The sequence below is a fragment of the Janthinobacterium sp. EB271-G4-3-2 genome (assembly GCF_020858035.1).
Classification (GTDB): domain Bacteria; phylum Pseudomonadota; class Gammaproteobacteria; order Burkholderiales; family Burkholderiaceae_D; genus Janthinobacterium; species Janthinobacterium aestuarii.
This window is the reverse complement of record NZ_JACYMG010000010.1, coordinates 75,150-94,013: the sequence shown is the minus strand read 5'-3', so window position 1 is coordinate 94,013 and position 18,864 is coordinate 75,150. Positions and strand designations below refer to the sequence as shown.

Sequence of the window (18,864 nt, the reverse complement as noted above, 5' to 3'; positions counted from 1 at the left end):
GGGGCGCGTAAGCCGGCAGGCACCGAACGAGACGTATTTAAAACTAACGAAGGGGTTTCATGAAACGCATCAGTCTTACGCAATACCTGGTTGAAGAGCAGCGCTCGAACAACAGCATTCCGGCCGAACTGCGCCTGCTGATCGAAGTCGTCGCGCGCGCCTGCAAGACCATCAGCCACGCCGTCGGCAAGGGTGCGCTGGGCGAAGTGCTGGGCACTGCCGACACGGAAAACGTGCAGGGCGAAGTACAGAAAAAGCTCGACATCATTTCCAACGAGATCCTGCTCGAAGCGAATGAATGGGGCGGCCACCTGGCGGCCATGGCGTCGGAAGAAATGGAATCGATCCACCCGATCCCGAACCGCTATCCGAAGGGCGAATACATGCTGCTGTTCGACCCACTCGATGGCTCGTCGAACATCGACGTCAACGTCTCGATCGGCACCATCTTCTCCGTGCTGAAAGCGCCGGACGGCATGGGGCAGCCGACGGAACAGGATTTCATGCAGGCAGGCAGCAAGCAAGTGGCGGCCGGCTACGCCGTGTACGGCCCGCAAACCATGCTGGTGCTAACCTTCGGCAATGGCGTGAATTGCTTCACCCTGGACCGCGAAATGGGTTCGTGGGTCCTCACGCAAAGCAATATGCAGATTCCGCCGACGACGAAGGAATTCGCCATCAACATGTCGAACGCGCGCCATTGGCATCCGCCCGTGAAGCGCTATGTCGACGAACTGCTGGCCGGCGACACTGGCCCGCGCGGCACCAATTTCAACATGCGCTGGATCGCCTCGATGGTGGCCGACGTGCACCGCATCCTGAACCGCGGCGGCATCTTCATGTACCCGGCCGACCTGCGCGACACGTCGATGCCGGGCAAGCTGCGCCTGATGTACGAAGCGAACCCGATGGCCTTCATCGTTGAGCAAGCGGGCGGCGCGGCCACCGACGGCCAGCAGCGCATCATGGACATCGCCCCGCACAAGCTGCACCAGCGCGTGCCCGTCTTCCTCGGCTCAAAAGACGAAGTGGCCCGCGTCACGGCCTACCACGCTGAGTAAAAAAACCGCACTTTTCCACGATTTTCATCGGCCCGCAGCCGGGCCGCTAAAAAAATGCAAAAAAGTTCGCGTTGACACTAGCAAATTTTGTGCATTGTTTGTAGAATGTGGGTCTTCGCCGTTGTAGCTCAGTTGGTAGAGCAGCACATTCGTAATGTGAAGGTCGCCAGTTCGATTCCGGCCAACGGCACCAAGTTTCATCAGAAAACCCGCTGACTTGCAAAAGTCAGCGGGTTTTTTGTTGTTTATCATCGTTCCGGCTTCAGATCCATTGATCGTTCTGCACGGAGCGTTCGCCCGCGTCGCCGTCGCCCGTGTTGACCACGCCGCGCGGCTCGATCAGCAGCAGCCTGGTTTCGGCGCTGGCGCACGGCTTGTGTTCGACACCCTTGGGCACCACGGCCATCTGGCCGGCAGTCAGCACGATGACGTGTCCTTCCGCATAGCCAGGGCCGCGCACGGCGATGCCCAATTCGCCGTCCAGCGCGATGAAGGTTTCATCCGTGTCGGCGTGCCGGTGCCACTGGAATTCACCGAGTACCTTGACGACCTTGAATTGGTAGTCATTCATTTCGGCGATGACGCGCGGCTGCCAGTGCCCGTCGATCAGGTCGATCTTGCCTGCCAGGTCGATGGACTGGCCCTGGCCGCGCGTGGTGGTGGTATTTGACATGCTGTGCTCCGTTCAAGTGGCGATGCAGCGAGAATACGCAGGTGCTTGCCGGCCGTATTGAACGATCGTGGGTGTTTTCAGCGTGTGCTGGCGCCGCCAGCGTAACGCAGCCAGCGGCCAGGCGTGATTCCATGGGTTTTCAGGAAATGCCGCGTCATGTGGCTCTGGTCGGCAAAGCCCACCGCCATGGCGGCCGAGGCGAGCGTGCTGCCTGCCAGCAGCAGGCGCCGCGCCATTTCCAGGCGCCGCATCGTCAGATAGCGGTATGGGCTGGTGCCATAAAACATGCGAAAGTCGTGCGACAGGCTCCAGCGGTCGCGTCCCGTCGCCGCTTCGAGTTCCGCCAGGGTGACGGCGCGCATGCAGTGCGCCTGCAAGTAGTCGCGCGCGCGCCGCGCCGCCAGGAAGTCGCCTTTTGGACGCTGCGCCGGCGTGCCGGCCGCCGCCGCCAGCGCATGCGCCAGTTCGGCCAGCGCCTCGCTCTGTTCCAGCGCTTCGAGCGGGTGGCCGTCGTGCGGCGCCGCGCGCAGGGCTGTCCACGAAAACCGCGGCTCAGAAGTTGTGCCTCAGAAGTTGTGCTTGATACCCAGCGCCACGCCCGACAGGGTCGCGCCTGCCGTACCTGTTTCGCGTCCGATGCTGTTGATGGCAAAGCCGGCGATGCCGTTATGGCCGTTGGCCAGGCGCGTGTAGTAGGCATACAGGCTGCTGCGTTTCGACAGCTGGTAGTCGTAGCCGATGGTGGCGTGGGTGGCGCCCGTGCCGGTTCCCGCGCGCACGGTGCCGATGGTTTCCGGCGAATTGCCGGTGGCGCTTTGCGCGTGGGCCAGGCCGACACGCAAGCCGTGGCGGCCGAACTGGCGCGTGGCGGAGACATAGGCCGTGCGCCGGTGCAGGTCTCCTGTCGCCGTGGCATAACGCAGGCTTTCCAGCGCCACCGCCAGCTGCGTGGCGCTGTCAACGCGCCACGCGATGGCCAGCTTGCTGCCACGGTCGCTCAAGCCCCGTCCCTGGTAATCGTGGTGCTCTTCCTGCGCCAGGCTGGCGTACAGGGCGTCGCCGTCGTAGAGCAGGGCGGCCGACGTCAGTGCCGGATGCGCACCGTTGGCCTGCCGTTCTTCCCCCATGCCGCGCGCCACGCGCAGCGACCAGCCCTGCCACTGCGGCGTCCAGTAATGCACGCTATTCTGCTGGCGCCTATCGAACGAGTACGCGTTGCTGGTATTGTTTTCGGTGGCGCCCGCGCCGTTGCCCATCAGGCTCATGTAGCCGGCCGTGGTGGGGTAGAACGGGTCGAGCGCGGAAGTGGCGCTGTTGTAGGGCAGGGTCCAGTTGCCGGCAAACAGCGTGCCCCACGGCCCGGCTATGCCGACACGCGTGTCGCGCGCGGCGATGGAGCCCGCGCCCGTGTCGGGCGACAGCGTGCCTTCGACCTGGAACAGCGCCTGCCAGCCACCGCCCAGGTCTTCGCTGCCGCGAACACCAAGTACCGAGCGGTTGTTGGAGACGCGCTGCACGCTGTCGCCGCTGCCGGACGAGCGCAGCGCTTCGAGCGCCACGTTCAGGCGGCCGTACAGCTGCACATTTTCCTGTGCCGCGGCGGGCAGGTTGGCCGCCAGCGCCAGCGCGCCGGCCGCCAGCAGGGGCAATCGCATCAGCATGGCTTCAGAACGCAAAGCAGCTGCACCCCAGCGCGCCCCAGAAGCCGGAGTGGCTGGACACGGGCACGGAACTCTTGCGCGCCACGTCGTGGGCGTGGGCGTGCACGCCGCAGGCGCCCTGGCACTGGTGCTGTTGCATGACGCTGGTTTTTTGCGGCGGTGCGGCGCGGTAGTGGCCGGCCACGTTTTTCACGGGCGACCAATCTGGCAGCACGGGGATAGCCGGCGGCGCCAGCGTCGAAAATTGCCCCTGGCCGTAGACGATCTTGCCGCCGACGATGGTGAGCACGGATTCGATCGACTTGATCGCCTCTTCATCGATGCTGAAAAAGTCCGCGCTCAGCACGGCCAGGTCGGCCAGCATGCCTTCCTGGATGCGGCCCTTCTTGCCTTGTTCGCTGGAGAACCAGGCGCTGCCCGCCGTCCACAGTTCCAGCGCCGTGTCGCGCGACAAACGGCTGCCCGCGTCGTACAGGCGCAAGCCGCCGACGGTGCGGCCCGACACCAGCCAGTACAGCGCCGTCCACGGGTTGTAGCTGGCGACCCGCGTGGCGTCCGTGCCGCCGCCAACGGGCACGCCCGAGGCAAGCATGCGCGCGATCGGCGGCGTGGCCTTGGCCGCTTCCGCGCCGTAGCGGTCGACAAAGTACTCGCCCTGGAAGGCCATGCGGTGCTGGATGGCGATGCCGCCGCCCAGCGCCTTGACCCGGTCGATGTTTTTCGGCGTGATGGTTTCGCAGTGGTCGAACATCCAGTGCAGGCCGTCGAACGGGATATCGCGGTTGACCTTTTCAAACACCGTCAGCATGCGCTCGATCGATTCGTCATACGTGGCGTGCAGGCGGAACGGCCAGCGTTTGGACACCAGGTGGCGCACGACCTTTTCCAGTTCGTCGTCCATGCCGGGCGCCAGGTCCGGGCGCGGCTCGAGGAAATCCTCGAAGTCGGCGGCGGAAAACACGAGCATTTCGCCGGCGCCGTTGTGGCGGTAAAAGTCAGTGCCGTCGCCGGGCTTGATCATGCCCGTCCACTTCTGGAAGTCCTGCAGTTCCGCGCCCTTGTTTTGCGTGAACAGGTTATAGGCGATGCGTATCGTCAGCTGCTCTTTTTGCGCCAGTTCCTCGACCACCGCGTAGTCTTCCGGATAATTCTGGAAGCCGCCGCCCGCGTCGATGGCGCTGGTCAGGCCCAGGCGATTGAGTTCGCGCATGAACTGGCGCGTGGAATTGACTTGCAGTTCGCGCGGCAGGGTTGGACCTTTGGCCAGGGTCGCATATAAAATCATGGCGTTCGGCCGGGCGATCAGCATGCCCGTGGGGTTGCCGGCAGCGTCGCGCACGATTTCGCCGCCGGGCGGGTTCGGCGTATTTTTATCGTAGCCGACCACGCGCAGGGCGGCGCGGTTCAAGAGGGCGCGGTCGTACAGGTGCAGGATGAAGACGGGGGTATCGGGCGCGGCCGCGTTGATTTCATCGAGGGTGGGCATGCGCTTTTCCGCGAACTGGAATTCGTTCCAGCCGCCCACGACGCGCACCCACTGCGGGTTCGGCGTGCGCTGCGCTTGCTCTTTCAGCATGCGCAGGGCGTCGGCCAGCGACGGCACGCCTTCCCAGCGCAATTCCAGGTTGTAGTTCAAGCCGCCGCGGATCAGGTGCAAATGCGAGTCGTTCAGGCCGGGAATCACCGTGCGGCCACCGAGGTCGATCACGCGGCTGTCGGGCGCGCGGTGGCGCATGACGTCATCGGCATCTCCCACGGCGAGGAATTTACCGTCGGCGATGGCCACCGCGCTCGCCTGCGGGCAGGCCTTGTCGACGGTGTGGAAGCAGCCGTTGATCAGTATCAGCGGCGCGGCGGAGGAAAGGGTCGGTTCGGTCATGATGCGGCTCCATGGTGGCAATGCGGGGGGAGGCCGGGGCGCGGCCAGGGTCTGCGGCCAGTGTAGCCCAGGGCCCGAGGACGGACACGGGCCAAAAGATCAGGTAGGGCAGCTATGGCGGCGCGCCGACTGGTCTAAGGGCGGGTGCGGCGGCGCGCGACATGGATTACCATGCCGGCAGTAGCGGCTGGGCATGCGTCCGGATGCATTTTTTATCGCGGTTTACCGCATCGCAGGGAGTCTTCATGGATCAAGCACCACACAGCCGTTTATACGGCACCAGCCTGGGCTTTTTGGCCGGGTATGTCGATACGCTGGGCTTTATCGCCCTGTTCGGCCTGTTTACTGCCCATGTCACGGGCAACTTCGTGTTGATCGGCGCCGCGCTGGCCGAGCCGACGCGCATCCCCATCCTGCTGAAAATCCTCGCCTTTCCTGCCTTTATCGCCGGCATCGTCGTCACGCGCCTGATGGTGCTGGCCATCGAGCGCCGCGGCGGTCCCGCGCTGACCTTGGCCTTCCTGCTGCAATGGATCTTGCTGGCCGGTTTCATGGTGTTCGGCGTGCTGGCCGAGCCGGTCGGCAAGGAAGCGGGCACGCTGGCGATGCTGGCCGGCTTGCTGGGCACGGCCGCCATGGGCGTGCACAGCGCCACCAGCCGTCTGCTGCTGGCGCACCTGGCGCCCACCTCCATGATGACGGGGAACGTGACGCAGATCGTGCTCGACACCGTCGACGTGCTGCGCGGCGCGGCCGATGGGGGCACGCGCGCGCGCTGCGGGAAGTTTTTCTGGCCGCTGCTGGCCTTTGCGCTGGGCGCCATCGCTGCCGGCTTTGGCTACCTGGTCTTCGGTTTCGCGGCGCTGGCCGTGCCGCTGGTGCTGCTGGGCGGGCTGATCGTGGTGGAGCAGCGTAGCGGGCGGACCGCCGTGCCCGTGTCCTGACAGCCGCCATGCGCGCCTTCCTGCTGTGGCTGATACTCATGCTGGCCAGTCCTTGCGGGCTGGCCATCGATGCCGCACGCGGCATCCATCAGCTGCAGCACACGCGCTGGACGGCCAGCGACGGCGCGCCCGACGATATCATCGTCATGGCACAGGGCAATGACGGTTTTCTGTGGTTGGGCACGCATGCGGGCGTGCGCCGTTTCGACGGCTTGCGCTTCGAGTCCGTGCGCGCGCGCCAGGGCAGTTTTCCCGACACGGTGGCGCTGGCGCTCAAGCGCGCCGCCGACGGCGGCATGTGGATAGGCTGGCAAGTGGGCGGCATCAGCCACGTCAAGGACGGCGTGGTGCGCAATTACGCCGAGCCGCAGGGCGTGCAGGCGGGCGCCATCTGGGGCTTTGCCATCGGCGGCGACGGCGCCGTGTGGGCGGCCGGCGTGTCCGGCATCTCGCGCTTCGATGGCCGGCGCTGGCAGGCGATGGGGCCGGCGCAGGGCTACACGGCGCAAAAGGCGTCCGCCGTGTTTGCCGACCGCGATGGCCGCATCGCCGTGTTCAGTGAAAACGGCCTGTTCATATGGCAGGCGACGCAGTCGCGCTTCGCGCCGCCCATCGGCCGGCTCGACCTGCGCGCGCCGCCGCAGCAGGGACCGGACGGCCGCATTTATTTGCTGGAGCAGCGCGGCATCCGCATCATCGAGTCGCTGGAACGCTACGAGCAGCTCGATCATCGCTGGATTTACCGCGATACCAGCGGCACCAGCGGCAGTATGCTGGTCGACCGCGCGGGCACCCTGTGGTTCGACAGCCAGTACGGCTTGCACCGCACGCGCAGCGGCGGCGCGCTGGTGCCGGGGCAGCTGGGCATCAGCAGCGACACGGAATCGTTCCTGCCGCGCGATGGCTTGAGCAATGTCCTCGTCGGCTCCATGTGCGACGACAATGAAGGCAATGTCTGGGTTTCCACGTATGGCGGCCTGGATCGTTTCCGCCAGGCCGCGCCCGTGGTCCTGCGCACGCGTGCCGCGCCCGGCGTGGCCGAAGTGTTCCGTACCCAGGAAATGCTGGCCGGGCCGGCAGGCGCGATGTGGCTGTCGCGCGACGATGTGCTGGGGCCGCTGCTGCTGGCGCGGGCCGACGGCACGGTGCTGCGCGCGCCGCGCCTGGGGCCCGTCAGCGCCATCCTGGCAGCGCCGGGCGGCCTGTGGGTGGCTGCCCGCGCCGGCCTGCGGCAGCTGGCCGGCGAGGATGGGCGCGTGCTGCGCACGATCGCTTATCCATCGGGCGCGGCGGCGCTCAAGCGCATGCGCGCCGGCGTGCTCGCGCCCGATGGCAGCATCTGGGGCGTGTTCAGCGGCGCCGGGGTTTTTCAGTACCGCGACGGGGCCTGGCGGCGCGAACCGCTGCTGCCCGATGGCGGCGCGAAAGTGCCGCTGGCGCTGCTGGCCGACGCGGCCGGGCGCTTGTGGCTGTCGTATGCCGATGGCAGCGTCGCCATGCTGGAACGGGGGCGGCTGCGCACTTTCGGTCCCGCGCAGGGCCTGGACCTGGGCAAGATTCCCATGCTGATCGAATACCACGGGCAGGTGTGGGCGGGCGGGCAGCGTGGCGTGGCGCTGTGGCGCGGCGGCCGCTTCGTCGCCCTGCGCAGCGAGCCGGCCAGCGCCACCGAGGGCGTGGTGGGCCTGCTGCGCGCGCGCGACGGCAGCCTGTGGCTCAATCACGGCAGCGGCGCCGCGCAGATTCCCGCCGGGGAAGTGGAACTGGCGCTGCGCGACGCCGCCCATGTCATGCGCGCCACCTCGTACGACGCCGTCGATGGCTTGAACGGCAGCATCGGCATGCTGCACAACCGCTCGGTGGCCGAAGCGGACGATGGCAGGATATGGTTTTCGCGCCAGAGCGCGACGTTCTGGATCGATCCGCGCCAGGCGCTTGCGGCCTTGCCGGCGCCGCGCGTGGAAATCGGCGCGCTGCTGGCAGACGGCCGGCGCGTCGACCCAGCCGCAAGCGCCGGCCTGCAGCTGGCGGCCGGCACGCGCGACGTGCAATTCCATTACAATGCCGCCAGTCTGGGCACGCCGGAGCGTTTGCAGTTCCGCTACCGGCTCGACGGCTACGATACACAGTGGCAGCAGGCGGGCGGCCGGCGCCTGGCGCAGTACACGGGCCTGGGTCCGGGCAGCTACCGCTTCGAAGTAATCGCGGCGAATGGCGACGGCGTGGACAGCACGGTGGCGCAGCTGCCGTTCCGCGTGCTGCCGGCCTTTTACCAGACCTGGTGGTTCCGCAGCCTGTGCGCGGCGGCGCTGCTGGCGGCCGCGTATGGCGTTGGCCGCTGGCGGCTGCGCCAGCACGCCGCGCGCCTGCAGGCGCGGATGGAGGCGCAGCAGGCCGAGCGCGAACGCATCGCGCGCGAGCTGCACGATACCCTGCTGCAGGGCACGCAGGCGATGATCCTGCACTTTCACAATGCCAGCATGGCCATCGCCGAGGATGATCCCGCGCGCGCCGCCATGCTGCGCGCGCTCGACGATGCCGACCGCATGCTGGGCGAGGGGCGCGACCACGTGCACGATCTGCGCGCCGGCGACGAAGCCGGCGCGCGCTGGAGCGCCATCCTGCGGCGCGAAGGCGAACGGCTGGCGGCGCAGCACGGCATCGTGTTCCGCTATGCGGAGGAAGGCGAGCCGCGCCTGCTGCATGCGCGCGCCGCCCATGAAATCTACCGCATCGCCAGCGAAGCGCTGCGCAATGCCTTCCAGCATGCGCGCGCGCAGGTGGTCGAGGTGGCGGTGCGCTATGCGCGCGGCGGCATCGAGCTGCTCGTGCGCGACGATGGCCAGGGCTTGCCGCCGGTGGTGGCGGCGAACGGACAGATTCCCGGACACTGGGGCATGCCCGGCATGCGCGAGCGCGCCGCCAGGCTAGGTGCGCGCCTGTCCGTGGGCGGGCGCGACGGGGGCGGCACGCAGTGGCGCCTGCGGGTGCCTGCGCGGCGCGCCTGGCCGCTGGCGCACGGCCCGCTGCGCCGCTGGTGGCAGCGCTGGCGCCGCTCAGGCGTCGAGGATGCCGCGCCGTAGCGCGATGGTGACGGCGTGGGTGCGGTCCCGGGCGCCCAGCTTGGCCAGGATGGTGCTCATGTGGGCCTTGACGGTTTCTTCCTTGATCTGCAGCAGGGCGCCCGTTTCGCGGTTGGAATTGCCTTGCGCCACCTGCTTGAGCACGTCCAGCTCGCGGTTCGACAGCACGTCGCTGCAGGCATACAGCGCCAGCTCCGCCTCGATCTCGGGCGTGATGTGGCGCCGCCCCGCGTGCACGTTCTGTATCGCCGCCAGCAATTCGTGGCGCAGCGCGCTTTTCAGCACATAGCCGCAGGCGCCCGCGCGGATGGCGCGCAGCACTTGCGTGTCGCCCTTGTAGGTGGTCAGCACGATGATGCGCGCCTGCGGATGGCGCGCGCGGATGGCGCCGATCGCGTCAAGGCCGCTCATGACCGGCATCTGCAAATCCATCAGCGTGACATCGGGCTGCAGCGCGTCAAATTGCTGTGCCGCCTGCTGGCCATCGGTCGCCTGGCCCACCAGCAGCACGCCGGGAAAGGCGCGCAGCAGGGCCGCGATGCCGTCGAGCAGCAACTGGTGGTCGTCGGCGATGAGGACGCGTATCGGCGCCGCGCCCGGTAAAGAGGTGTTATCGATCAAGAGTCGTCGGGGCATGGTGAGCAAAAGGTATTTTACCGCAGCGCCCGCCAGCCGGCACGAGCCTATATTTAGATAGTGGTGCGGGCACGCCGCCAGGCATACGATGCACGGCAGTACCCACTCAACCCTCTCTTCATGGATGACATCATGACCAATCCGAAACTGGAAGTCCTTACCCCCGACAATTGCCAGATCATCTTCATCGACCAGCAGCCGCAAATGGCGTTCGGCGTGCAGTCGATGGACCGCCAGGCGCTGAAAAACAATACCGTGGGCCTGGCCAAGGCCGCCAAGGTGTTCAACATCCCCACCATCATCACCACGGTGGAAACGGAAAGCTTCTCCGGCCACACCTATCCGGAACTGCTCGACGTCTTCCCCGGCAAGGATATCCTCGAACGCAGCTCGATGAATTCCTGGGATGACCAGAAGGTGCGCGATGCGCTGGCCGCCAACGGCAAGAAGAAAGTCGTCGTCTCGGGCCTGTGGACGGAAGTGTGCAACAACAGCTTCGCCCTGTGCGCGATGCTCGAAGGCGATTACGAGATCTACATGGTGGCCGATGCCTCGGGCGGCACCTCGAAGGAAGCGCACGACTACGCCATGCAGCGCATGATCCAGGCCGGCGTGGTGCCGGTGACGTGGCAGCAGGTGCTGCTGGAATGGCAGCGCGACTGGGCGCACAAGGAAACCTATGACGCCGTCATGGCCATCGTGCGCGAACATTCGGGCGCCTACGGCATGGGTGTCGACTACGCCTACACGATGGTGCACAAGGCGCCGCAGCGCATCCATGGCGAACATACCACGCTGGCGCCGGTGCCGGCCAAGTAATCGCCGCGCGGCTATGCCATGCGCCGCGCGCCTGACCGCGCGCGGCGTTTTTTTTCATCGAAAGGAATGCGCCATGAAGTTATATGTGATTTCGCTGGCTGTGGGCTTGCTCGTTGGCATCATCTACGCCGTCTTGCAAGTGCGCTCGCCGGCGCCGCCCGCGATAGCCCTGATCGGTCTGCTGGGCATGCTGATCGGCGAACAGATCGTCCCCAGCGTCAAGCGCCTGATGGCGGGCGAGCCTGTGACGGTGTCGTGGCTGCGCAGCGAATGCGTGCCGAAGATCAGCGGCGTGGAAGCGAAGCCAACGCTGGCCAAGGCCGCGGTAAAGTTGGATGATGATGCAGCGTAAATGCCGGGGTCAGACCCGGCGGGTCTGACCCCGGTTCCCGGCAGCTAGAACGCGCCCAGCAAGCCGCGCCGGGCGGCCACCGTGGCCGCCTCGGTGCGGCTTGATACGTTGAGCTTGGTCAAAATATTATTCACGTGGAATTTCACGGTACCCACCTCGATGCCGGCGCTGCGCGCGATCATCTTGTTGCTCTTGCCTGCGGACAGGTGCAGCAGGATGTCGTGCTCGCGTTTCGACAGGCGGTTCGCCTCGATGCGGCCGGCCTGCTGCGCCGCCAGTTCCGGCGGCAGGTAATGTCTGCCGGCGGCCACCTGGCGGATGCACTGCGTCAGTTGCAGGAAGCCGGAATCTTTCAGCAGGTAGCCGCGCGCGCCGGCGCGCAAGGCCCGGTGCACGCTGTCCTCGCCCTGGTAGGTGGTGAGGATGACGATCTTCGCTTGCGCGTCGTCCGCGCAGATGCGCTCGATCGCCTCGACGCCATGCATTTCCGGCATGTTCAAATCCATCAGCACCACGTCGGGCCGCAGCTGCCGGTACAGCGCCACGGCGGCGAGGCCCGTGCCGGCCTGGCCCAGCAGGCGCAAGCCGGGGAGGGATGCGATCAGCGAGGCCAGGCCGGCCAGGATCAGCGGGTGGTCGTCGGCGATCAAGAGGGTAATCGGCGCATCGGCCGGGGGCGTGGTCATGTCCATGGTTGTCTTCATAACGCTGGCAGGGTGAAGTGGAAGACGCTGCCGTGGGGCGCTCCGGGCGCATGCCACAGGCGGCCGCCATGCGCGTCGACGATGCGGCGGCAGATGGCCAGGCCCATGCCCATCCCGCCAGGCTTGCTGGAATACAGGGCGTGGTACAGGCGGGCGGCCGCCTGCGGCGCGATGCCGGCGCCATTGTCGGCGATGCTGAAATGCTGCACGCCTCCATCGAGGCGCGACGACAGCAGCACCGTGCGCGGACGGCCGCGGGTGCCCTGCAGGGCTTCGATGGCGTTCATCAGCAGGTTCAGGAGGATTTGCCGGAATCGCACCGGGTCGGCGTGCAGCAGCGGGCGGCCCGGCGCCAGCTGCGTTTCCAGGAGGATGGCGTGGCGTTGCAGCGGCGCGCGCAGCAGCGGCAGCAGCTCCTGCACGGCGTCGTCGGCCACAAAATGATCATGGCTGCCCGGCGCATTGCAGGCCAGGCCATGCACGCTGCGCAGCACGGCGGTGGCATGGCTGCCGGCGCTGGCGACCAGGGCCAGCGCCGCGCGCGCCTCGTCGAGGCGGGGCGGATCGTGATCGAGCCAGCGCAAGGCGGCATCGGCATTGAGCGCGATGGCCGCTAGCGGCTGGCGCACCTCGTGCGCGACCGATGCGGCAAATTCGCCCATGCCGTCCATGCCGTCCATGCGCTCCGCCTGCGCCAGGTTGGCGTCTTGCCTTTGATGTAAATGATGCATGCTGGCCATCGCCGTGCTCCTGTCGCTGTCGCGGCGTATGCCGCATTGCAGCAAGTATGCATGGCATCGTCGCCATGGCACTTATACGAATGGGGGAGGCGGGTGGTTTTTTTTAAGCTATGTCACCGTCAGGTGTGGGAATGCGCCTAAAGTTGCTTTCAATAATGTTTCCGGTGAGCGGATGCGCCTGGCGTCGAGTATCCAGCGCCATCCCAGGTAGTTCGGCAGGTAGCGCGTGGCCACGCCATGAAACGGCCGTAGCCAATCCCGCAAGCGGCTGTGATAGGCGTTGACGTTCTGTACGTGGGCGGCGCCCCGCACGCGGATGCCGGCGCGCAAGTTGACGGCCTGGTGGCTGATGCCAGTTTCCCTGGCAAAGGCCCGGTAGGCCGCATGGCCGTCGGTGACCAGCAAGACATCCTTGTCGATCATGGGCAACAAACAGTGATGCAACTGCGCCTTCGTCAACGCCCCTTTGCCCGTGACGAAATCGAGGGTCTGTCCCGTGCGGTCGCGCGCCACCAGGATGCAGACTTGCTCATTCGATATACCACGTTTAAAGGCATGACCACCACGGCGGCGCGCCGGACGCGTCATCTGCCGCGCTCCCTTCTCCGATTCCAGTACATACCACTCGTCGGCCTCGGCGATGCCGTGCAGGCCATGCGGCCGGTCCGTTTTTGCCAACGATAAAAACCGGTGGCGCCAGCGAAACGTGGTGTTGCGGTGCACACCTAGCTGTGACGCCGCCTTGCGCACGGAATCCGATGCCAGCAGACAATCGGCGTAATCGAGCCACAGCGATTTATGGCGCAAGCGCGCCAGCGGCGTGCCGGTGAGCGCATTGAAGGTGCGCCCGCAGGGCACGCAGCGGTAGCGCTGCAGTCCATGCGCATGGCCGTGCCGGTGCAGGTGCGCCGCGTGGCAGGCGGGACAGGCCAATCGCGGCTGCGCCACACTTTCCAGCAGCGCGACGGTCGCGTCGTGTGGCGCGTTGCCATGCAACAGGGCAATGCCAGCCTGCCGCTGGCGTCGGTTCAACTGCGCAAACTGCGCAACAAAGCTGATCCATTCGGCTGGCCGCATGATTTGCTCCTGCAGGTAAGTATGCAGAGTCAGACAGCACGGCCAAGGGAAGATTCCGGCATTTCCCCTATTTGCCGATGACAGAGCCTTTTTTTTACGCGGCGGGGAGGGAAACACCGCCGGGCGGGCCGGCGGTGCGGGGAGCGAAGGAAGGATCAGGACTTGATAAAGGCCAGCAAGTCTTCGTTCAGGCGGTCCTTGTGGGTGGCCGGCAAGCCGTGCGGCGCGCCTTCATAGATGACCAGCTTGGCGTTCTTGATGAGCTTGGCCGCAGCCTTGCCGGAAGCGTCGATCGGCACGATCTGGTCGTCGCCGCCGTGCACCACCAGGGTCGGCACGGAGATTTTCTTCAGGTCGGCCGTGAAGTCCGTCTCGGAAAACTGCTTGATGCAATCGTAGGCGTTCTTGATGCCGCACTGCATGCCCTGCAGCCAAAAGGTGTCGCGCATGCCTTGCGACACCTTGTTGCCGGGACGGTTGGCGCCGAAGAACGGCACCGTCAGGTCCTTGAAGAATTGCGAACGGTCGGCCAGCACGCCGGCGCGGATGCCGTCAAACACCGACATCGGCAAGCCGCCGGGATTGGTGTCCGACTTGACCATCTGCGGCGGCACGGCGCCCACCAGCACGGCCTTGGCCACGCGCTTTTCGCCATGGCGGCCGATATAGCGCGCCACTTCGCCGCCGCCCGTCGAATGGCCGACCAGGGTCGCGCCCTTGATGTCGAGCGCGTCGAGCAGGGTGGCCAGGTCGTCGGCGTAGGTATCCATGTCATTGCCCTGCCATGGTTGGCTCGACAGGCCGTGGCCGCGGCGGTCGTGCGCGATCACGCGGTAGCCGTGGCTGGCCAGGAACATCATCTGGTCTTCCCAGGCGTCGCCCTGCAATGGCCAGCCGTGGCTGAAGACGACGGGCGTGCCCGTGCCCCAGTCCTTGAAATGGATGACGGTGCCGTCCTTGACGGTGACCTTGTTGACAGTGAGCTTGCCCGGCGCGGCGGCAGCAGCGGCAGGCTTGGCGGCGGCGCCGGCGCCAGCGGCGGCCAGCAGGCCCGCACCGGCGGCGACACCGGCGACGCTGACGAGCAGCTTGCGGCGGGAAGTGACTTCTTCGGCTTCGATTTTCTTCGACATGATGCATTTCCTTCGGGGATGGGGGAGGGAGGCCGGTTACGGCCTGGACCAGTGATGGCATCGGCCAGTCTAGGCCTTCGCGCGCACCGGCGCCTCTGCCAAAAGACCAGTCGCGCCCACGTGTCCGCCTGCCTATGATGGCTGGCAGCGGCGCGCCGCGCCGATTGGCTTTCCCACTGGAGCGATCATGAAGAAAAACTGGATGGCGGCGCTGGCCGGCCCCTTTTTACCCGATGCGGGTATGCTGTTTGCGCGCGTGACGGGCGCGCTGCTGGTGCTGCACGTGCACGGGCTGCCCAAGCTGCTGCATTTTTCCGATGAACTGGCGCACATCGACGACCCGCTGCACCTGGGCCGCGCCGTCACCCTGTACTGTGCCCTGTTCGCGGAAATCGTCTGCCCGCTGCTGGTCGCCGCCGGCTTGCTGACGCGCCTGGCCTGTCTGCCATTGCTGTTCCTGCTGGGCGTGTCCATGCTGCTCGTGCACCCGGACTGGAGCATCGCCGACGGCCAGTTCGGCTGGCTGTTGATCATCGTCTTTGGCACCATTGCCATCAGTGGCGCGGGACGCTATTCGCTCGATGCGCGGTTGCGGGCGTAAGCGGTGATGTCAACGATGTGTCGGGTTACGCTCCGCTAACCCGACTTACGCCTAAATAACGCCATTTCACCCCGATCCCCGTCCGCCCCACCAGGCCGGCGGGGATTGTTATTTCTGACAGGCATTTAAGTCTGTGCCTCAAGGTGTGGCAGCGCACGGTGGCGCGGGGCGGACGCGGTTAAGGTAGTGCCAACAGCTTGCTGCTGATCCACTGTTTGATATGGCTCAGCCCGGCAGCGTTTAGCCGCTTCTTTTTCCCTGAAGCGAGGAGAATCATGATTCGATCACGGCATCGAGCATGGTTGAAATTATTCACTGTTAAAGGAAAACCATCATGAACGCGATTGAAAAAACCAGCTCCGATATGAATGGCACCGCCCAGGATACCCGCCAGGATTTGCACCGCACCATCGACAAGGTGGCAAGCCAGGCCCAGCCCCTTGCCGACAAGGTGGCCACGCGCGCCCATGACAGCGTGGACCAGGTGGGTGAACGGCTCGGTCAGGTCAGCGACAGCGTCAACAAGGCTTCCGAACGCCTGATGGCGCGCGGCAAGCAATTGGGTGCCGCCTGCCAGCGTGCCGGTGAAACGGGCCGCGGTTATGTGCGCGAACGCCCGGCCGTGTCCCTGCTGATCGCGGCGGCGGCCGGTTATGGCCTGTCGAAACTGCTGGGTTCGCGTAAATAAGTTCTGCGCCTTCCTGGAAGGTACTGTCGTGGGCGCTGCTCCCTCCGCCGTCATGGCGGGGCGGGCCGGCGCCCATGCGCACAAGGTAGTAACAAGCAGTAAAGGAGAGTGATGATGCGCTCCATTTTGTTGTGGTTGATCGGCATACCTATTCCCATCATTATTTTGATTGCCCTGTTCGTGCGCTGAATGAGGGAGTTGTAGCGTTACTTCCCGGGGCAAACTACTCACAGGAGATGTAATGGCTACCAACAAGAAAACGCCGTCCACGGACGGTGCGGGTTCCGTATTGAGCAGCATGTCCGGCCCATCCGACAGCAATGCGCCGCACAGCCTGGGCGCGGACAATGACGTGACCCGCGCGCTGCTGCAAAAGACGGCCGCCGGCCAGCAGTTGTCCGCCGCCATGGCCGTCAATCCCAAGGAAGATGGCCAGTATGGCGACGCGGCGCGCACGCCGCTCGAAGGCGTGCATGTGGCAACGGGCGAACCGCTGGCCACGGCCAGCACCACGGGCGAAACGACAGCGTCTCCTAAGACGGGCGCCGGTCACCCGGCACTTGGCGAAAATGCGCGCAACGCCTCGCTCGACGGCGCCCGTGCCGACGACAGCGGCTGCGTGCTGACGACGAACCAGGGCGTGCCCGTGGGCGACAACCAGAATTCCTTGAAGGCGGGCTTGCGCGGCCCCACCCTGATGGAAGATTTCATCCTGCGTGAAAAGCTCACGCATTTCGACCATGAGCGCATCCCCGAGCGCGTCGTGCATGCGCGCGGTTCGGCCGCCCATGGCTATTTCGAATGCTACAAGGAACAGAGCAAGCTGACGCGCGCCGCGCCGTTCGCCAGGGCGGGCAAACGCACGCCCGTCTTCGTGCGCTTTTCCACGGTGGCCGGCGAACGCGGTTCGACCGACACGGCGCGCGACGTGCGCGGCTTCGCCGTGAAGTTTTATACGGACGAGGGCAACTGGGACCTCGTCGGCAATAACATTCCCGTCTTCTTCATCCAGGATGCGATGAAATTCCCCGACGTGGTCCACGCCGTCAAGCCCGAGCCGCACCACGGCATGCCGCAGGCGGCCAGCGCGCACGACACCTTCTGGGATTTCGCGTCGCTGTCGCCGGAAATCACGCACATGCTGATGTGGGTCATGTCCGACCGCGCCATCCCGCGCAGCTATCGGATGATGCAGGGCTTCGGCGTGCACACCTTCCGCCTCGTGAATGCCAAGGGCCAGTCCGTGTTCTGCAAATTCCACTGGTCGCCGATGGCTGGCACGCATTCGCTCGTGTGGGACGAAGCCGTCAAGATCAGCGGCGCCGATTCCGACTTCCACCGGCGCGACCTGTGGGAAGCCATCGAGTGCGGAGAATACCCGGAATACGAACTGTCCTTCCAGGTCTTCACGGAAGCGCAGGCGGAAGCGTTTCCCTTCGACGTGCTCGATCCGACCAAGCTGATTCCCGAAGAAGTCGTCCCTCTGATCCCCGTCGGGAAAATGGTCTTGAACCGCAATCCCGACAATTTTTTTGCCGAGACGGAGCAGGTGGCCTTCTGCACGGCGCACATCGTGCCCGGCATCGATTTCAGTAACGACCCGCTGCTGCAAGGGCGCATTCATTCCTATGTCGATACCCAGCTGACGCGCCTGGGCGGCCCCAATTTCCACGAAATTCCCATCAATGCGCCGCTGGCGCCCGTGCACAACAACCAGCGCGACGGCATGCACCGCCAGGCCATCAACCGGGGCCGGGTCGCGTATGAGCCGAACTCGCTGGCGGGCGGCTGTCCGTTCCAGGCGGGGGCGAAAGGTTTCAACAGTTTTCCCGCGTCCGCAGAAGGCGACAAGGTGCGCGGCAAGCCCGAGAAATTCGCCGAGCATTATGGCCAGGCGCGCCTGTTCTGGATCAGCCAGACGCCTGTCGAACAAGAGCACATTGTGCATGCGTTCCGCTTTGAGCTGAGCAAGGTGCAGACGGTGGCCATCCGCCAGCGCATCGTCGCCATGCTGCGCAATGTCGACGAGACCCTGGCGCAGCGCCTGGCCGATGGTTTGGGCCTGGCGCTGCCGCCCGTGATGCCGCGCGCCTCGCTGCAGCCGCTGCCGGCATATCCGCCATCGCCAGCCCTGTCGCTCTTTTTCCGCCCTGGCAAGACGGGCATCCATACCCGGCGCGTGGCCATCCTGGTGGGGCCGGGCAGCGATGGTGCGCAGGTGCGCAATATCTATGCCTCGCTGCTGGCCGACGGCGCCGTGCCGCGCCTGGTGGGCAGCCACCTGGGCAAAGTCGACACGAGCGGCGGGGCGCCGCTGGATGTGGAAATCTCGCTCGAAGCGGGGCCGGGGGTGCTGTTCGACGCCGTCGTGGTGCCCGACGGCCAGGGCGCCGTGCGGCAGCTGGGCAGCGACGCCAACGCGCTCGACTTCCTGCGCCTGCAATACCGCCACTGCAAGCCGATGCTGGCCATCGGCGCGGGCAAGGACTTGCTGGACAAGGCGGGCGTGCCGGTGACCCTGCCCGACGGCAAGCCCGATCCCGCCATCATCGTCGCGCCGTCCGGCGACGTGGCGAAAGCCGTGGCTGCGTTCAAGAAGGCGTTGGCCGCACACCGGGCGTTTGCGCGCGAGACGGACCCGCCGAGGGTGTGATGCCCGCATGAGCGCCTGCGGGGCGGGCCCGGCTTGCCCCGCAGGCGTAACCGTGCGCAACAGCGCGCAACAATGTAAACAATAAAAACGTCCTGCGATGCTATGCTGCTGACTAGAACTGTTCATTTGCAACTATTTCTATCACTGCAGCAAAGAACGG

Annotated in this window: 17 protein-coding genes and 1 tRNA gene; 9 read left to right on the top strand and 9 right to left on the bottom strand. The window is 65.8% G+C overall.

From position 1 onward, the window contains the following. Positions 1 to 59: 59 nt before the first annotated feature. Positions 60 to 1,061: a class 1 fructose-bisphosphatase gene (locus tag IGS55_RS20225; RefSeq protein ID WP_034747152.1), complete on the top strand. Its 1,002-nt coding sequence runs from the start codon at positions 60 to 62 to the stop codon at positions 1,059 to 1,061. A 117-nt stretch (positions 1,062 to 1,178) separates the two neighbouring features. After that, a tRNA-Thr gene (locus tag IGS55_RS20220) sits at positions 1,179 to 1,254 on the top strand. Positions 1,255 to 1,323: 69 nt separating this feature from the next. Here IGS55_RS20220 and IGS55_RS20215 read toward each other — a convergent pair. The 4 genes from IGS55_RS20215 to IGS55_RS20200 all read right to left on the bottom strand — a co-directional run bounded on the left by IGS55_RS20215 (position 1,324) and on the right by IGS55_RS20200 (position 5,274). Further along, positions 1,324 to 1,734, bottom strand: a complete 411-nt coding sequence (locus IGS55_RS20215; RefSeq protein ID WP_230518501.1) for a cupin domain-containing protein — start codon at positions 1,732 to 1,734, stop codon at positions 1,324 to 1,326. A gap of 77 nt (positions 1,735 to 1,811) precedes the next feature. After that, positions 1,812 to 2,096, bottom strand: a complete 285-nt coding sequence (locus IGS55_RS20210; protein ID WP_442908189.1) for a helix-turn-helix domain-containing protein — start codon at positions 2,094 to 2,096, stop codon at positions 1,812 to 1,814. A 204-nt stretch (positions 2,097 to 2,300) separates the two neighbouring features. Further along, a complete protein-coding gene (locus IGS55_RS20205; RefSeq protein ID WP_230518502.1) occupies positions 2,301 to 3,389 on the bottom strand; it encodes a porin in 1,089 nt (362 codons plus the stop codon). Positions 3,390 to 3,399: 10 nt separating this feature from the next. After that, complete coding sequence (locus IGS55_RS20200; protein WP_230518503.1) at positions 3,400 to 5,274, bottom strand: amidohydrolase; 1,875 nt, start codon at positions 5,272 to 5,274, stop codon at positions 3,400 to 3,402. A 245-nt stretch (positions 5,275 to 5,519) separates the two neighbouring features. On the opposite strand from IGS55_RS20200, the gene IGS55_RS20195 reads away from it, so the two are divergent. Together IGS55_RS20195 and IGS55_RS20190 are read left to right on the top strand one after the other, a co-directional pair. Then, positions 5,520 to 6,218 (top strand): YoaK family protein, encoded by a 699-nt coding sequence (locus IGS55_RS20195; RefSeq protein WP_230518504.1) that lies wholly within the window; start codon positions 5,520 to 5,522, stop codon positions 6,216 to 6,218. An 8-nt stretch (positions 6,219 to 6,226) separates the two neighbouring features. After that, the gene (locus tag IGS55_RS20190; protein ID WP_230518505.1) at positions 6,227 to 9,301 is read left to right on the top strand and encodes a sensor histidine kinase; all 3,075 of its coding nucleotides are present in this window, start codon (positions 6,227 to 6,229) and stop codon (positions 9,299 to 9,301) included. On the opposite strand, the gene IGS55_RS20185 is transcribed toward IGS55_RS20190, so the two are convergent. Further along, positions 9,275 to 9,937 carry a response regulator gene (locus IGS55_RS20185; protein WP_230518506.1) on the bottom strand — a complete coding sequence of 221 codons (663 nt, stop codon included), beginning with the start codon at positions 9,935 to 9,937 and terminating at the stop codon, positions 9,275 to 9,277. The genes IGS55_RS20190 and IGS55_RS20185 overlap by 27 nt on opposite strands. A gap of 132 nt (positions 9,938 to 10,069) precedes the next feature. Between IGS55_RS20185 and IGS55_RS20180 the strand changes: the two genes are divergently transcribed. Both IGS55_RS20180 and IGS55_RS20175 read left to right on the top strand, forming a co-directional pair. Further along, a complete protein-coding gene (locus IGS55_RS20180) occupies positions 10,070 to 10,756 on the top strand; it encodes a hydrolase (RefSeq protein WP_230518507.1) in 687 nt (228 codons plus the stop codon). 73 nt (positions 10,757 to 10,829) lie between these two features. Next, positions 10,830 to 11,108 carry a XapX domain-containing protein gene (locus IGS55_RS20175; RefSeq protein ID WP_230518508.1) on the top strand — a complete coding sequence of 93 codons (279 nt, stop codon included), beginning with the start codon at positions 10,830 to 10,832 and terminating at the stop codon, positions 11,106 to 11,108. Positions 11,109 to 11,152: 44 nt separating this feature from the next. On the opposite strand, the gene IGS55_RS20170 is transcribed toward IGS55_RS20175, so the two are convergent. From IGS55_RS20170 to IGS55_RS20155, 4 genes are all read right to left on the bottom strand, one after another. Then, positions 11,153 to 11,800, bottom strand: coding sequence for a response regulator (locus tag IGS55_RS20170; protein ID WP_230518509.1), 648 nt, complete (start codon positions 11,798 to 11,800; stop codon positions 11,153 to 11,155). A gap of 8 nt (positions 11,801 to 11,808) precedes the next feature. Continuing rightward, positions 11,809 to 12,543: a sensor histidine kinase gene (locus IGS55_RS20165; protein ID WP_230518510.1), complete on the bottom strand. Its 735-nt coding sequence runs from the start codon at positions 12,541 to 12,543 to the stop codon at positions 11,809 to 11,811. A 117-nt stretch (positions 12,544 to 12,660) separates the two neighbouring features. Beyond that, entirely contained in the window at positions 12,661 to 13,629 is a 969-nt protein-coding gene (locus IGS55_RS20160; protein ID WP_230537269.1) for an IS1595 family transposase, read from the bottom strand. Positions 13,630 to 13,784: 155 nt separating this feature from the next. Beyond that, a complete protein-coding gene (locus tag IGS55_RS20155) occupies positions 13,785 to 14,762 on the bottom strand; it encodes an alpha/beta fold hydrolase (RefSeq protein ID WP_230519097.1) in 978 nt (325 codons plus the stop codon). A gap of 187 nt (positions 14,763 to 14,949) precedes the next feature. Here IGS55_RS20155 and IGS55_RS20150 point away from each other — a divergent pair, with 187 nt between their 5' ends. The 3 genes from IGS55_RS20150 to IGS55_RS20140 all read left to right on the top strand — a co-directional run bounded on the left by IGS55_RS20150 (position 14,950) and on the right by IGS55_RS20140 (position 18,704). Further along, positions 14,950 to 15,363, top strand: coding sequence for a DoxX family protein (locus IGS55_RS20150; RefSeq protein ID WP_230519098.1), 414 nt, complete (start codon positions 14,950 to 14,952; stop codon positions 15,361 to 15,363). Positions 15,364 to 15,697: 334 nt separating this feature from the next. Continuing rightward, entirely contained in the window at positions 15,698 to 16,051 is a 354-nt protein-coding gene (locus tag IGS55_RS20145) for a DUF883 family protein (RefSeq protein ID WP_034747191.1), read from the top strand. A 241-nt stretch (positions 16,052 to 16,292) separates the two neighbouring features. Then, positions 16,293 to 18,704: a catalase gene (locus IGS55_RS20140; RefSeq protein ID WP_329958168.1), complete on the top strand. Its 2,412-nt coding sequence runs from the start codon at positions 16,293 to 16,295 to the stop codon at positions 18,702 to 18,704. The last annotated feature ends 160 nt before the right edge of the window (positions 18,705 to 18,864 follow it).

Bases quoted from the DNA above. Each gene is read 5' to 3' on its own strand.
- IGS55_RS20225 (WP_034747152.1), top strand. From the start codon at position 60: ATGAAACGCATCAGTCTTACGCAATACCTGGTTGAAGAGCAGCGCTCG.
- IGS55_RS20215 (WP_230518501.1), bottom strand. From the start codon at position 1,734: ATGTCAAATACCACCACCACGCGCGGCCAGGGCCAGTCCATCGACCTG.
- IGS55_RS20210 (WP_442908189.1), bottom strand. From the start codon at position 2,096: ATGCGCGCCGTCACCCTGGCGGAACTCGAAGCGGCGACGGGACGCGAC.
- IGS55_RS20205 (WP_230518502.1), bottom strand. From the start codon at position 3,389: ATGCGATTGCCCCTGCTGGCGGCCGGCGCGCTGGCGCTGGCGGCCAAC.
- IGS55_RS20200 (WP_230518503.1), bottom strand. From the start codon at position 5,274: ATGACCGAACCGACCCTTTCCTCCGCCGCGCCGCTGATACTGATCAAC.
- IGS55_RS20195 (WP_230518504.1), top strand. From the start codon at position 5,520: ATGGATCAAGCACCACACAGCCGTTTATACGGCACCAGCCTGGGCTTT.
- IGS55_RS20190 (WP_230518505.1), top strand. From the start codon at position 6,227: ATGCGCGCCTTCCTGCTGTGGCTGATACTCATGCTGGCCAGTCCTTGC.
- IGS55_RS20185 (WP_230518506.1), bottom strand. From the start codon at position 9,937: ATGCCCCGACGACTCTTGATCGATAACACCTCTTTACCGGGCGCGGCG.
- IGS55_RS20180 (WP_230518507.1), top strand. From the start codon at position 10,070: ATGACCAATCCGAAACTGGAAGTCCTTACCCCCGACAATTGCCAGATC.
- IGS55_RS20175 (WP_230518508.1), top strand. From the start codon at position 10,830: ATGAAGTTATATGTGATTTCGCTGGCTGTGGGCTTGCTCGTTGGCATC.
- IGS55_RS20170 (WP_230518509.1), bottom strand. From the start codon at position 11,800: ATGGACATGACCACGCCCCCGGCCGATGCGCCGATTACCCTCTTGATC.
- IGS55_RS20165 (WP_230518510.1), bottom strand. From the start codon at position 12,543: ATGCATCATTTACATCAAAGGCAAGACGCCAACCTGGCGCAGGCGGAG.
- IGS55_RS20160 (WP_230537269.1), bottom strand. From the start codon at position 13,629: ATGCGGCCAGCCGAATGGATCAGCTTTGTTGCGCAGTTTGCGCAGTTG.
- IGS55_RS20155 (WP_230519097.1), bottom strand. From the start codon at position 14,762: ATGTCGAAGAAAATCGAAGCCGAAGAAGTCACTTCCCGCCGCAAGCTG.
- IGS55_RS20150 (WP_230519098.1), top strand. From the start codon at position 14,950: ATGAAGAAAAACTGGATGGCGGCGCTGGCCGGCCCCTTTTTACCCGAT.
- IGS55_RS20145 (WP_034747191.1), top strand. From the start codon at position 15,698: ATGAACGCGATTGAAAAAACCAGCTCCGATATGAATGGCACCGCCCAG.
- IGS55_RS20140 (WP_329958168.1), top strand. From the start codon at position 16,293: ATGGCTACCAACAAGAAAACGCCGTCCACGGACGGTGCGGGTTCCGTA.